At 58.8% G+C, this 14,299-nt stretch carries 11 protein-coding genes; all 11 read right to left on the bottom strand.

Annotated elements, in window-relative coordinates; genetic code table 11:
- Genes AABB29_RS02745 through AABB29_RS02695 form a run of 11 tightly spaced genes read right to left on the bottom strand, consistent with a single transcriptional unit; the run spans position 1 to position 14,109 of the window.
- Entirely contained in the window at positions 1-1,143 is a 1,143-nt protein-coding gene (locus AABB29_RS02745; protein ID WP_341368402.1) for a hypothetical protein, read from the bottom strand.
- Between the two features lie 5 nt (positions 1,144-1,148).
- A complete protein-coding gene (locus tag AABB29_RS02740; RefSeq protein WP_341368403.1) occupies positions 1,149-1,439 on the bottom strand; it encodes a hypothetical protein in 291 nt (96 codons plus the stop codon).
- Between the two features lie 10 nt (positions 1,440-1,449).
- Positions 1,450-2,100 carry a hypothetical protein gene (locus AABB29_RS02735; RefSeq protein ID WP_341368404.1) on the bottom strand — a complete coding sequence of 217 codons (651 nt, stop codon included), beginning with the start codon at positions 2,098-2,100 and terminating at the stop codon, positions 1,450-1,452.
- On the bottom strand, positions 2,100-7,172 hold the full coding sequence (locus tag AABB29_RS02730; RefSeq protein ID WP_341368405.1) for a DUF4157 domain-containing protein: 5,073 nt from the start codon (positions 7,170-7,172) through the stop codon (positions 2,100-2,102). Before AABB29_RS02730 ends, AABB29_RS02735 begins: the two co-directional genes overlap by 1 nt.
- A complete protein-coding gene (locus AABB29_RS02725; RefSeq protein ID WP_341368406.1) occupies positions 7,169-7,414 on the bottom strand; it encodes a hypothetical protein in 246 nt (81 codons plus the stop codon). Before AABB29_RS02725 ends, AABB29_RS02730 begins: the two co-directional genes overlap by 4 nt.
- Positions 7,411-9,234: an ATP-binding protein gene (locus AABB29_RS02720; RefSeq protein WP_341368407.1), complete on the bottom strand. Its 1,824-nt coding sequence runs from the start codon at positions 9,232-9,234 to the stop codon at positions 7,411-7,413. Before AABB29_RS02720 ends, AABB29_RS02725 begins: the two co-directional genes overlap by 4 nt.
- Positions 9,231-10,547, bottom strand: a complete 1,317-nt coding sequence (locus AABB29_RS02715; RefSeq protein WP_341368408.1) for a DUF4255 domain-containing protein — start codon at positions 10,545-10,547, stop codon at positions 9,231-9,233. The genes AABB29_RS02720 and AABB29_RS02715 overlap by 4 nt, the downstream gene beginning before the upstream one ends.
- Positions 10,548-10,550: 3 nt before the next feature.
- Positions 10,551-11,318 carry a hypothetical protein gene (locus AABB29_RS02710; RefSeq protein ID WP_341368409.1) on the bottom strand — a complete coding sequence of 256 codons (768 nt, stop codon included), beginning with the start codon at positions 11,316-11,318 and terminating at the stop codon, positions 10,551-10,553.
- Positions 11,315-11,971 carry a hypothetical protein gene (locus AABB29_RS02705; RefSeq protein ID WP_341368410.1) on the bottom strand — a complete coding sequence of 219 codons (657 nt, stop codon included), beginning with the start codon at positions 11,969-11,971 and terminating at the stop codon, positions 11,315-11,317. The genes AABB29_RS02710 and AABB29_RS02705 overlap by 4 nt, the downstream gene beginning before the upstream one ends.
- Positions 11,971-12,498, bottom strand: a complete 528-nt coding sequence (locus tag AABB29_RS02700) for a phage tail protein (RefSeq protein WP_373636764.1) — start codon at positions 12,496-12,498, stop codon at positions 11,971-11,973. Before AABB29_RS02700 ends, AABB29_RS02705 begins: the two co-directional genes overlap by 1 nt.
- A gap of 18 nt (positions 12,499-12,516) precedes the next feature.
- Positions 12,517-14,109 (bottom strand): phage tail sheath C-terminal domain-containing protein, encoded by a 1,593-nt coding sequence (locus AABB29_RS02695; protein WP_341368412.1) that lies wholly within the window; start codon positions 14,107-14,109, stop codon positions 12,517-12,519.
- Positions 14,110-14,299: the final 190 nt, after the last annotated feature.

Raw genomic sequence — 14,299 nt, 5'->3', positions numbered from 1 at the left:
TCATGGCAGCACGACCGGCGTTGTTGTGCCGACCCCTTCTCTGTTGAGTGTGAATGATTGGGTCCATGTGCCGCGCGAGATTTTCTGGATCACGCTTTGCACGTAATACAGCCCGTCATGCGCGAACCCGGCGCCCCTAAGCCCGACCAGACCGCGCGGCTTCAAAATGCCCCCGTAGACTGAGGTATCAAGATCACCGGTGACCGTAACCGTATCGAGCGATGCATCCGATTGGGCCTGCGCCTCACCCATCGCTTGGGCAGCGGTTGGGGCGCCATTTGTCTGGAATAGGTTGCGGCGGGCGGTACTGGCATTGGCAAGCGCTGGGCGTGCCGCGAGCGGTGGCCTGAGCGGTACCACGGATTGGACGGGGATGGTTTGGCCTGATTGCCGGTCCTGCACCTGACCAGACACAGAGGCGGCTTCGGCCTCGGCGTTTTCGATATTCAGGCCTGAGACATTTGTTTCAGGGCCCATATCCGTCGTGATCGCCGGTTGCGGAAGCCCAATGCGCGGCTGTGGTCCCCAATATGCGGTTGAGGTCAGCGGCGCGGGCCCTGGGATCAAGGTGAAGATCGCATCATGGGCGGCGGCGAGCTCTGTCAGATAGGCAAAGTCAGTGGCGCGCTGCATTGGCACCCGGTCAATCGGGTTTGGCCTTTCTGCTGTGGTGGGCGGGATAACTGTGGGCAGGATTCCATATTGGGCATATTTTGCGAGGACCAGCATCGCGATTTCACCGGGGCCCTGGGCGGGGTGCTGGGCTTCGACCTCTTCTCGGTCCATCACAAAGCCCATATCCTTGCCGCGCACTTTCAATGTGGCGGGGCTGTCTGCTTCGGCCGGGGTGAATTCGGCCTGCTCGATGATCCCATCCATCAAGACATGAGGACGAATGCCGATGGTGGCGGTTATCACGACCCGTGATCCAGCCTGCAGGCCAGGCTCGGTCATGATGGGGAAGACGCCTGCAACTGTGCCCGATCGCCCGGCTTCGAAGACCAGCTCAAAGCCTGAACGTTCGCGATCTGATGCTGCAATTTCAGCCGAGGCGAATTGTTCCATCACAGCAGCCGGCGCGGGCCGGGGTAGACCCTGACCGATCATCAGATTGAAATGTGCGCCAAGCAGCTGGTCGAGCATCTTGCTTACTCCGGGTCAATCAAGGTGAGGTTCAGCTTGCGACCCGCTGGTTCGGTCAATGTGCTCAGCTCATCTGGTGTGGGATTGGCATCGGCAATCCGCCAGAATTGCGGTGCGGCCCCGATCGCCCGATGGGCAATCAGATCAAGCCTGTCCCCGGGCTGTGTTTTGACCTGCGCAATTGGGGTCTTGCCTTGCGGAATGATCCGGCGCGCAACATAGGCGATATCCCGGCCTGCGGCGTCGGTGAACGTCTTAAGTGGAAGGTTCGCGTAACGGCTATCTTTATCAAACATGCGGGTTTCCTTATAAAATGCTCACATCGCCGCCCAAGACAGCGCCAAGCGAATTGGCTTGCCCGATAAGCGCCATGGATTCCTTGACCACCTGATGGGCCATGAACATCGCATAGCCCGGATGCGAGACGCGCAGATCCGCATAGGACAGCACGTTCAGATCCATGCCGACCTTTGCGCGGATTGGGTTGAGGTTGGGGTCATAAGCCTCTTCGGTGATCGATAAGGCCGATAGCTTGACCGGAAGAATACGAGTTTTGCCCCAGATGAAGATGCAGAAAGGGCTTTTCACCGGCAGGATTTCGATAGTGCCGATATTCATCATGATCGCATTTGCAATCACGGTGGCCGATTGCGGGTAAAGCAGGGTCTCTAGCGCGGCCAGACGGGGATGCAGCCCGGTTTCCGCGACAATGCTATCGGCAGTTTCCAGATCATCAGCGGCATCCAACACAGTTTCGACCTTGTAGGTTTCCGATGGTGGGCCGGACAGACGGGCGCTTTGGGTGCCGCCTTCCCCCTCGGCAGCGCGCATTTCCACGCTGCGTGACATGCTTTCGGGATTGAACTGAAACGGGATCACGACAGGCAAGGGCACCGGCGGGCGGAACGCCACAATCGCACCTTTGAGAAGTTTGGGAGAGCGGGAATAACCTGTCATCAAAACACCTTGTTCATATCGGTTTCCAGCGCGCTTTCCGCCTCGGTGTATTTGCCTGAGGCGTAGGTTTTCAGCGCCTCATAATCGCGCCACTGACTGTCCGAGGAAGTGTAATAAAGATTGAACCGATGGCTGCCGCCAAGCTGGGTCGCACCTTGCCAGATCGTATCGCGGTAGTAGCCCATGATCGCTGTCTTGATCGTGCCACCATCCGCGTTTGAGGCGATATTGTCATCGATTGGCTGGGAGACTGCATCTGCCAATTTGGTGTGCCATTCCGGACTGGCCCATTGCAGCCTTTCTCCGCGCGAGCGGGTTCCGTTTTCGACTTTCCCAGCATCAAGCCCCCCGGCATGTGCCTGTAATACAATGATATCATCTTCAGGCTGGGGGCCATTGGCCGGATAATATTCGCGGCGCTGGTCGGGCGACATATCCGCAAGCGCGATGCCGCTTTCTGCGTGGGCCTTTGAGTAGAATTTGACTGTTCTACCCAACTGGCTGAGTGGCGCGTTTGGCTTGAAGATCAGATGCGACGTTGGTGTGCGGACCTCATGCTGGAATTTGAGCAGTTTCGCCAAACCTTGCAAAGCATCCGCCTCGCCTGACGTGCCCAATTGGCTGGCGGTTGCGGAAATGATGGATGCCGCTTTGCTGGAAGGGATCCACTCATGGTTTCCTGGCGCCGCACCGCGCACTGAATCTGCCAGGCGCGATCTGTTTTTTGATGCGCGTTTGCTATCGCTGAGAAAGAAATCAAGTCGCTTGGATTGGCCGGCGCCGCTGCCTGCTGCGTTTTCTTCGTCGCTTTCGAAATAGTCACCAAATGGATCGGACAGCATCGAAGCCGCCTTTGGGACCAGCGTATTTTTGTAGAATTGGCCAGTCACGTCATTGAATTTGTAATCCCATTCGAGCAAGTTGGAAAACTTGCGATCAGCGGCTTCCTGAATGATTGTCTGCTGCCCATTTGCGATTGCGGTGCCATCCTCCTTGTTCAAAATGGCGCGGATGATTGCCTGGGCCGCTGCGCTCTGGTTCAGGTCTGCTGCCAGATAGCGCGAAAAGAAGTTATCCTTTTGCTGGTCGTATGTGTCGCTATCAACGCTTTCGACATGGGCGACGACGATCTCTTTTACCCGCGTCTCGAAGGTTTCTTGATGCAGGGCCATCAGGATAGCGCTTGACGAGGCCGGGCGGGTCCAGGTCCCCGGCAGTGCCCCATCCGAGGGCAGTTGCGCTTTTGCGGCGGCCCAGTCCATGGTCATGTAACGGGGCTTGTCCAGTTGGTTTAGAACGGTACTGCGCAAACGGCTGCGAATGTCTGAGCCCGCCCCGTAATCGGCGGTGATCGCCTCATCAAAGAAGTCAGCCAGGCTTTGATCAGTATCAATGCCAAAGAATTCCAAGACCTCCTCTAACGCACGTTTGGTTTGCTCACCTTCGGTTTGAGTGGCCTGAATTTCGTCATTTGCGGTGGCCGGATCGGCGTTTTGGGCGTCTTCCGCCGCCTCGGCCGCACGGTCCAATTGGGCCTCTTCCTCTTGCGCGCGGGCAACCAAACCTTCCAACGCGGTTTTCTTGTTTGTCTTGACCGCGCCGCGCCAGTTTCGCGCCGTGGCGAGTTCCTCAAACGGGGCACCTGTCCGACTGTCCAGCCAACTTTCCAGTGTCTGCGGTGTCGAATGGATCATGGGAACCACCGTTTCGCCCTGGTCTTCGATATGCAGCGTGTGGTTTTCGCCGCCGCCGCGCACTGGAATTGGTGTCATTAGATCACCATCGCCGGTGGCTTGTTCGTCGCTATCTGTCGCCCCGCCGCCACCCATACGTCCGCCGGTGAATGCCGACAGCACGCGGTTGATCAAGTTCACTAACGCGTCTTCGATTCGTTGCCTTACATCGCCTATGATCTCTCGGACCCGCCCGGCCACATTGCCAAGGCCCAACAGCCGGGCCAGAAGGTCTATTACAATCGGCAAGAGCCGCCCCAACACACCTTCGACCCCGTCGATGGCCGGTTGCAGAACGCCTGTTGCGATTTCCCACATCGTGTTGACCACGGTCTGGACCACCTGAATGATCCGGGCCAATTGGTCTTTGAGGAACATCATAAAGTTCCAGATTGTCATCACCAGTTTGACCAATGCACCCACGGGCGAGAACATACTAGCTAGCCAGGTGATTGCGGCCATGACAATCCGTTCCATCAGGAAGGATTTGATCCCGTCAAGCACCAGGTCTTTCAGCGCAGATAGATCCGCCATGATCCGTTCCCAAAGGGCCGAGAAACCGCCCGTGACCAGTTCAACCACATAGCCCATTACGAATTCGATCCGTTCGACCGCCTCTTCGCCCAGCACCCGAACCGCGACGCGCCGGATCATGTCGACCGTCAGCCCGAGGATTTGCCTGGCCAAATCCAGCACGCCCATCAGATCAAACCGTTCGGGGATTTGGATATCGCCGCCTAATGCGCCGGTCAGCCAGCCGATGATCCCGGCTTGCAGATGGGTAACAATATTGCCGCCAAATTGCCGAATGCCGCCAACCACCGTATCGATCAGATTGGACAGGAACCCGATCGGATCGTCGATAATGATGTCGAGCGCTTCCATCGCCCGTTCAATCATTTGATAAAAGGCAGCAGGCTCGATCCCAAGCGCGTATAAAATCGGCTCGAGGATCAGCTTCGCCAGCTCGCCCCAGTCACCGGTCAGTGCAGCGCGGGCGATGGCAAGGGCGGCATTGATTGCGGCCTGATACGCGGCAAGAATGGCGTCTATCCCGGCCGCCAGCGCATCGAGCAGTGCCGATACGGCCGTTTTCAGCCCTTCGCCGACAGCTTCGACAAATTCGGTTGCGGCATCGACTGCGCTGTCGATCGCTTCGTTCAAGGCCTCGGCGAGTTCTGGGAAATGTTCGGCCAGCAAGGCGTTCACTGCCGCTTGCAATGCTTCGCCCAACGCCTCAATCGCCGCGGTGATCGCCGAGACAGCCGCATCAATCAGTGCGATGGCGGCTTCTTTGACGGCATCGATGATATCTTTCACAGCCGAGCGGACCGCATCAAAGACGTCATTGATGAACTTGGTCAGCTTGTCGAACTGATCGGCGACCCAACTTGATGCCCGGTCCCACCAACTTTGGTTTTCGCTTTCACGTTCTTGGCGTTCGCGCTCCGCCTCGGCGTCACGCTCGCCCTCATCCACCTCTGCCTGAGCGTCTTCTTCGGCTTCACTGAAATCAGTTTCGACCTGCGCTTCGGCATCGGAGACTTCTGTTTCAATCGTATCTTCTGCCTCTCGCCGATCCAGATCGGCCTGCGTTTCCATCTCGTCCACGCGGGTTTGTTGGTCATCTACCGCTTGTTGGCGCGCATTTTGAACCTCCTGCCGCCGGCTGATGACTTCGTCGCGTTGGTCTGCATCCGCTTCTTCATTTAATCTGGTGCGTTCAGCTTCGGCATCCGCCAGCGCGGTGTCACGGTCTGTATCGCGTGTTTCGACCGCGCCTGAGACTTCGGTTTCGGCCTCTTCCAAAGATGCGGCCATGTCATCGTTGTGATGGGCGTCAAAAAGCGCGGTAACCTCGCCATCAAGCCCCTTGTCGCGAAATCCGGCGGCCCCTTCGACCGGCCCTTCGGCTTGATCAATGCTGGGCTGTTCGTGCGCCTCCATCGCGAAGTCTTCGCGCAATTCCTGCAGTTCAACCTGCTCAGGGCCCGGTCCCTCAGTGACCGCTTGGGTCGCTTCGACCCTGCGGGCTCTGGCGTCATCGCGCGCCGCGGTGTCTTGGTCGTCAACCCGTTGTGGATCGGTTTCACCTTCCAGCGGCACGTCGGGGCGTGCGCCTGCGCTTGTCTCGACATCCTCGTCCGATGTCGAGACCCGGTTAAATGTCTGCCCCAGACTGCCCGCATCCCCAAAGGAAAAGAAATTGGCCAAGAAATCATCGATCGCGGCATTTAAATCCGGTGTGCCGGGGTCGGGGGTTGGGTCGAGTTCAGGGTCGGGGGCAGGCGCCGGAGTGCCCTCTTCCAGCTGTACCTCTGCGGCGTCGGGGGGTTGTACAGCCTCAGGTTCAGCGAGGTCGTCGGTGCCGGACATCTCGGCAGGAAATTCGGGCATCTCAGCTTCGAAATCGGATTGGTCTTGCGCGGCCATCTCGCCGATTTCGCCATCCAGCTGATCGTGATGCAGTGCTTTGACCGAGGGCGGCGCGTCCTTGAAGGCACCGACAAGCCCGTCCGCCTCTTGTGCACCTGCCAGCGCCTCTTCCGCCTCGGCTTGCGCGGCCTCCGCCCCTTCTTCATCGATCTCAAGCGCGGGCATTGGCGGTGGTTCAAAGGTCGGCACGGGTTCTTCGGGTAGCGGTTCACCGGCAGCTACATCGCCAAGCACGCTTTCGGCGCTGTCGCCACCGGTTTGTTCGCCGGTGTCTTCTGCTGCGGGCTGTGTGTCTGCCGATTGTTCATTTGTCCCTTCGGCAAATTGCGCTGCCGCTTCGCGGTCGCTGCCTTGCACAAGGTCTTGTTCTTGCAGCGCGTCCGTGCTGCGCAGCGCCACCGCGCCACTTGGTAGTGATGCATGGCAGCTAGGGACATCTTCGCCCTGGGCCACCCGGGTTTCGGCGCGGTAGGCTTCGATTTCGGCCTGTCCGGGATCACTTTGCGCGCTTGTGCCGTCCTGCTGCAGAATATGCGCAACTTCGTGGGCGACCAGCGGCTTACTGGCGTCCTGCGGTAACAGTACCGCATCCCCCTTGACCGCAGCTGCCGCGTTATCATGGGCGAGGGCGGCGTCGATTTCGGGCCCCTGATAAGCGGTCAGATAGGGGAGCGGGCGCTGGAAATGCCGTTCCAATTCGGTGCGCCACGGAAGCGGGCTGCGATCCAAAGCTGCCAATTCCAAATCGGCAACACCGATATGCGGTTGCGCATTGGCACGCTCCGCATCATTGGCGCTGCTTAAATCGCCAATGGGTTCGTTGACATGCACTTTCCAGCGCTTCTTGGGCGATTTGCCTTCGGCTTTGGGCGGCAGGGTGGTTTTACGGAGGCGCGCAGTCATTTATGCAGCTCCGCGAATAGGGCGCGGGCAAGCTCGGCGCCGCGTGCTTCGGGGGCCGTCATGGTGACGGGCAGGGCGCCCAGATCAATCTTGTTGATGTCGGCAGCCGTTTTTCCCAAGGGCAGGCCGTGTGTGTTCAAGAGGTCTTGCAATTGCCGCTCAAACGCGGCTGCGGCACGGCGGGCCTCATCGTCGGCCATACCCTCCAGGACCAGTGTGTCGATTTCGATCACTGCGCTCATGCCCACCCCCGCAACTGATTTTCGGGAAGCGGTTTGCCGAGTTTGCCAAGCTCTGACCGGGCGGCGCGCGACAGGTGAGCCATGGTGATGGCCGTCCTGTCACCCGCTGCCATGAAGGCTGCCGATAACGCGATGGATCTGATAAAACCGCCCGAGATGGCGAGTTTTGATAGGGCCGCGTAGTTGATCCCCTCAAGCGGGGTTTCAGCCGGAAAGATGACCCGCCAAATCTGTTCGCGATGGGCTGCGTCTGGAAAGGGAAAGTCCATGACAACCCGGAAGCGGCGCAAGAACGCCTCATCCACGGTTTGTCGCAGATTGGTCGTGACGATGGCGCAGCCAGTGTAGCATTCCAGCCGCTGCAACAGATAGGCCGTTTCGGTGTTGGCGTGCCTGTCCATACTGTCTTTGACATCTGTCGTACGTTTGCCAAAAAGCGCCTCGCCCTCGTCAAACAGCAGAACGGCCCCCGAATTTTCGGCCGCATCAAAGATGCGCGCAATGTTCTTTTCGGTCTCGCCAATATATTTGGACACGATAGCCGACAGATCGACCCGGTAAAGCGCGGCGTCCTCACCATTTTGACCAAGAGCGGCCGCAACCAGTTCAGCCGCCATGGTTTTCCCCGTGCCGGATGGGCCTGCAAAAAGTGCGGCAAGCCCGAGACCCCGTGCGGATTGGGCACGAAAACCCCAATCACTCAGCACTTGTTTTTGATGGGTCTGATATGCGGCAAGTTGGCGCAATTGCTCCATTTGCGCCTCTGGTAAAATCAGGTCATCCCAGCGTGCTTGCGGGGCAATGGGTTGTGCCAGTCCATCAAGCGCCCGTGCCGCCCGTTCCCGCGCGGTCGCTGTCAAGCTGGGAGCAAGCCCCAAGCGATAGGTGACTTGGGCGTTACGCGTCTGTGTCGGGCTAAGCGACAGCCCCGGGGCTAATTCTGTGGCGCTCGGTTTGGTCGCAAACTCGGCCAATGGGCGGCGGGTCATGGGCGCAGGGTTTCCCCAAATCAGGCAGGGGGCTGTGATCAGGTCGGCCAAGGGGGAAGCATCTGATGCCGTCAGGATCAGTCCGCCATTGAGCAGGACAAGGTCCCGGTTCAGCTCTGCGGCCACCCGTGCGGCGGGCAAGTCTGTTGCGTCGTGATCAAAAACGAATGGGGTCAGTCCCAGATGCGCTATCGCTGCCGCGCCAAGATTTTCGGCGCTTAGCCTATCGGGTAAATTGAGGTGAATGATGGGACGCTCTGGGTCGCCATGTGCGGTGCTTAGCGCTGTGGCAAGGCGTGCAGCCTCGTCGTTGCCGAGTGGGAAATCAATTGACTTTGGGGTCAGTGCATGTGCCAAAACTGCACCCAGCGCCGGTACGCCATGCAAGAATTGCACAAGTCCCGGGTCGATCGACAGACTACGATGCGCAAGCCCAGTGCCTGTCGAAAGGGTGATCAGCGCCGCTTGCGAAAGCAGTGCATTTGGCGCCAAGGCGGCGATGCTTTCCGGCCCCAGCAATTGGGTCGCCATCGCCGGTGTTGCACATGATTTCAACGAAAGCGGATGGCTGGCAATGGCATGGGCGGTTTCCGCGCCAAGCTCGGGTGCGGCGGCAAGCAGAAAGACGTCTCGGGCGATGCCCGATAGCCCGAAACGCGTGCACAGTTCATGCAGCCCAACCGGGCCAATCGCCGCCAAAGTTGCCAGCCCAGCATCAAGATCTGGCGGTGTTCCGGTTTGGCCCGACAGCAACCAGCGCACCCGTTCACCCGCGATATCCAATGCGCGGGCTTGCAGGGCAGCGGGCGGGATGCGGGCCTCTTGTGTCATGGGGCCAGATCCACGACTGGTCCATCAAATCCGGTAGGGCCCATGGTTAAGGCGGATGCTGCGCCGCCTATTTCGACGCGGATCAGGTAGTTGTCTGCCGGGATAGCTGACAAATCCGCAGTGACTTCTGTGCCTTCCGCGTCGCGGGGGCGGCATTTGACCGAGAAAGCATCATTGATGCTGCCTGCAAGCGGGTTGAAAAGTAGCGCGGCAATCTGATCTGGACCAACAGGGTGGGATAGCGTTGCGGTCACGCTGCCATCAAAAAGGCCACCGTTTTGCGCGCCATTGACGCCATGCCCCGCCAATTGAGGGCTGATGACAAGAGGCCAGGCGTTTGACATCTCCCAAAGCCTGTTCGCGCCGCCGCCTTCGGGCGTGAACAGATGTTCGATTTGCAGCAGGGTCAAACCGGCGCGTATGTCATTGGGCAATTGAAGGTCCACACGGGAATTGGCCGCGTTGGTGGGCAGGATTGCGAGAATACGGTCGCCCAACCGCACCCGCATCAATTCGGCGGCCAATGCGCTGCCTTCGATGGCGATCCATGCGCCAGGATCAATTGCGCCGGTCAAATCCCGCATACTGCCCGCAGCACCGGTCAGACGGGACGCGGCCGTGATTGTTGGGCTGCGCAATTGGGCTGTTCTGCCCCCAAGCGTTAACACGGGCAGGGCAGAACGGACCGGCGTGCGGCTTTCGATCAGGACGCAAGACGCCGTGTACATTGCCGAGGTGCGTAACGGTGCCGAGAAGGCTGACCATAGGTTCGACAACCCTTCAAGCTGCATCGGGTGTTCGTGATCAGGCTGGGCCGGTGTGATCCGGATTTGTTCAAATTGATCGGCCAGATCAGAGCCAAGGATTGCTTGAAACGCAGGGGGAAGAAGCGTTGCATCAACCGGGGGCGTGGTGCCGCCCAAAGCGGTGCGGATCGCAGCGCGTGTCAGAACAGGTGTTTCGTGCAGGATTTGCATCCCATAGCCCAGCAGCACTTCGGCATTCAGGTCAGCATCGCCGGTCGCGGTGAGAACAAATTGAAGATCAAGGGCCAGGAACGGGCTATCAAGTCGGGCCCCTTCGCTGTTGCGCGCCGGAAGCCGTTCATTGGCCCAGCCCATATTGCGCGTCACATTCCACAGATAGAGGTTCAGCCGATTGATATCGGCGATCCCGTCGCCCGACAGCTGATCGGGTGGCTGTGCTGTGACGGTAATCGGTGCCATTGCACTAAGGTTCGCATTGGCCAAACCATCATTCAGCAGGTCCATGATGACTGCAGAAACGGCGGCAAGAGCAAGCGCGTTTGACATCCGTTACCGCCTTTTCCAGCCAAGGTAATCCGTCAATCCACTGCTGCTGGATTGTCGTGCCCCGCCTCCGGAAGCACGCCGCATGTTGGCGTGTTCTGCTGCGCGGGGCGGCGTTGGGGGCGACGGGGGCAGTGCCGGCGGCGCGGGTTGGCGGATCTCAACTTTGCCGATGCGGACGATGGTGCTGGGCTCGGTCTGCGCTGCGTTCGTAACCTGCAGAGGAACTTCAGTTGACGGTAGCGCTGCCTGCTTCGTCTGGATCGTTGGCAGCCCTTTGGGTTCAGGCTTATCGCCGGTATGGATAACCTCACGATGAATTTCTGAGATTGTTTCGCGATCTGTGCTGACGTCGCGGACGATTTCGCGGGCATCAGGGATATCTTGTCGCGGATTGTCAGGCTGTTCCAGCTTGCGTGGCTTTGGCGCGGATTTGTTCTTTGGCGCCTCCATCGGGAGTTCGGACCCTTCGGGAGGCGTTTCCTGAGTGGTGTCATTCGAGGTTCTTGTTTCTTCAGGCTTTGAGATCGTAGGCGCGGGGCTTTGTTTGGGATCGGGTCTGTTGCGCGTAGCAGGCGCTGGTACCGCGTCATCTGGCCGCTCGGCGCGCTGTGGATGTGGCGTGTTGCGGGCCCTCGCGGTCTCAAAACCATTTTGTTCTTGCAGACCGTCCTGACCTTCATCCCCTTCAAACCGGGATTGTGGACGCGGACGGATTATGGGTTGCCTCCCGGGGGAAAACCGGTTGGACAGATTTTCAAACAGATCGCTCATTCATCCATCTCCCGCAGGTAAATGGCACGGCGGACAGGCGTCATGGCGGTGATCTCGGCCTCGGACCAGCCATAAAAGCGGGCGAGTTTTGCGACATCGCGCACCAGCGCACGGGCAGCTTGTTCAATGCGGGCCCAGACAAAACCGGTCACGTCAAGAACCTGGGTTTGATCCGTATCGCAAGCCGCGCAGGACAGGGCCAAATCGCATTTCAAGGCTGGATCAGCGGCCATCAGGGCAGCCTCGGCGGCTTTGCGAAAATCTGGATCGGTCCAATGCGCATCGGGTGCCAGTTTGCGCGGATCAAAGGGGCCGTTTTGCAAATCTGACAGGCGGGGCAACCGGAGTGTGATAGCCGCCCCCTTGTACTGAATAGTAAGGTCCGCTTCGGTTTCGGCCTCTGGTGGGGAGAAATTAGCTGGCAGGGTGAACTCAACCTCTGCGCCGCAAGACGGGCAGGTCAGCACGGCATCCTGGGCGGGGCCAAAATAGCGCGTCAGTATCCGCCATGCCGCCCGGTCAGCATCACCAAGGGTGGCATTCGCCTTTTCCCCGCCAGCCTGTGCGAGCAACGCCGCACGCTGCGCCGGGCTTGCCGTCATCCCCTGTTCATAAAGGCCCAGAATGACGGACCCGATAGGTCCGGTCGCCATCAGCTTGCCGGTTCGAGGAATTGGACTTCGGCGGGTTCGACTACGTCATAGTCGCGCTCCCATCCTTCGCATTCCAGTTTGATGGACTGTATTGCGACCGCGTTGGCATTGGCATCCAGTTCGGGCATTGCCTGATATTCAGATACCCAACAGCGGAAGATCCGGTAGGAAATCGCCAACTGACCGGCCTCATTGTAGAAATCCAGGATAACATCTTTGCGGAAATCGGCCAAAGATACTTCAGCGCCTAATCCGGCCCCAAAATTCCATATCTTGTTGGCCCATTGTTCAAATTCCGCATCATGGGTGACGCCACGTTCAAGGGTAATACCTTCAAACATGGTGCGGCCGGGACTTTTGCGGGGGGTGGATGGGTCGCCGCCTTCGCGATGCTCGACGATTTCGGTGGTCCGTTTCAGTGGGCTGACCTTGGATACCCCAGCGACATAGCGACCATCCCATTTAAGGCGAAACTTAAAGTTCTTGTACGGATCAAAGCGGCTGGCGTTGACTGTAAATTGTGCCATCAGAAAATTCCTTCGTTCTTAAGCAGCGTTCGGGAAACGCTGTTGAATGCGGATTACGACGAATTCGGCCGGACGGACGGGCGCAAAGCCCACATAGACGTTCAAGATACCTAAATTGATATCTGCCTGGGTCGTCGTCTCGCTGTCGCATTTCACCAGATAGGCATCGCGGGCCGAGGCCCCTTGAAACGCGCCTTGCCTGTGCAGCTGGTTCATGAATCCATTTACATTCATGCGCACATTGGCCCAGAGCGGTTCGTCATTGGGCTCAAACACGACCCATTGCAGGCCGCGTTGCAGCGAATTTTCGATAAACAGTGCAAGGCGCCGCACGTTGACATAACGCCATTCGCTCGCGCGGGCATCCGCCCCGTCCAGCGTGCGGGCGCCCCAAACGACTGAATTGTAAACCGGGAATGTGCGGATCACATTGACACCAGAGGTATTCAGCGGACCTTGCTGGCGGTCGGTCATCACATCGGTTGGGGTCGCGCCAGAGACACGGGCCTCGGTCCCAGCGGGGGCTTTCCAGACACCGCGCGCACCATCAGTACGGGCGATCAGTCCGGCGGCTATGCCCGACGGCCCCGTGACCCGAGGCACCAGGGCATTTAATGGATCGGCACCCGTGACACGTGGATAATAAAGCGCCGCATTTGGGCCAGCGGCTGCGCCAAGTTCGGTCAGGTATGTTTGGATATTACCGCGATTCACGTCGGGCGCAGGATCAACCAGCAGAAAGGCAAAGTTGTTGCGGCAGTATGTGTAAGCCTCTTGGTAGATGGCAACCGTTGCGGCATGGCCCGGATCGTTGAAATTGGCGGCCCCTGGCAGGCAGAGCAGGTTAAACACCTGGGGGACAATCTGGTTCAATGCGTAGATGCCGGTGGGCGGTGTGGCGCCCTCGTTTCCGCGAAGGGCGGCGGATGCCGCAGCAGCCCACGCACCATCGCCTTCCATGGTGCCATCTGCGCCTGATATGTCGCTGCCCATGGCTGTAAAATCGGTTGCGACACCCTCTAGAAGATCGTCCAGCGTTGCCGCATCAGCCCCGTTTATTTGCGTGGGCGCAGGAAGCGCCTCATTGTTCTGGGTGGCTGTCAGCAATTCGCTGTTCTCGGTCAGGACATCCTCGACAAAGCGGGGCGACCCCGGTGTGATCGAGACGTCGATATGGGCCTCTTCGCGCAGAATAGCGGTGCCCGCATCATCATATTCACGCACCAGAATTGTGTAACTTGTTCCCGCCCCGCCATGGGCGACCCCAATACGGACATTGTTCGCCCATGCCCCCTCCGAGGTGGCGTTAAAGTCGATATCGACGCCGATGGCGCAGGTCGCGAGCGCTGCCGCCCCTGCTGTCACCCGGACGACGAAAGCGACAGAACCGCCGTTCAGGAAATAGGCGCGGATGGCATAGGATGTTTCGGATAACGGGTGCAACCCTCCGAAAATGCGCTCAAACTCTCCAAATGAGGTGATGCGGGTGGCGCGGTTCACAGGCCCGCGGGCAAAAGTTCCGACAAAGGCGGTATTGGATGTGGCCACACCGGCAATGGGCCTTGAGCCGCTGGGGATTTCGCGGATGAAAACACCGGGGGTATCGAACATAATTTTGACCTTCCATCTGTCAGGCGGACCAAACGAGATGGGCGTTTGGCCACGGAAAATGCGGGCTGACAGATCGAACAGGTCAATGACACATGCCGACGAAAGTCAGCGAAGAATATTTATTGCGGACATTTCTTAGGCGACCGGAAAAAAAACGTGGCCTGTAGTTTAAATATGACGGGGTTGAAAA

This window comes from Yoonia sp. BS5-3 (assembly GCF_038069655.2).
GTDB lineage: Bacteria > Pseudomonadota > Alphaproteobacteria > Rhodobacterales > Rhodobacteraceae > Yoonia > Yoonia phaeophyticola.
The sequence above is the reverse complement of the archived record's forward strand: the minus strand, read 5'-3'. Positions and strand labels throughout refer to the sequence as shown.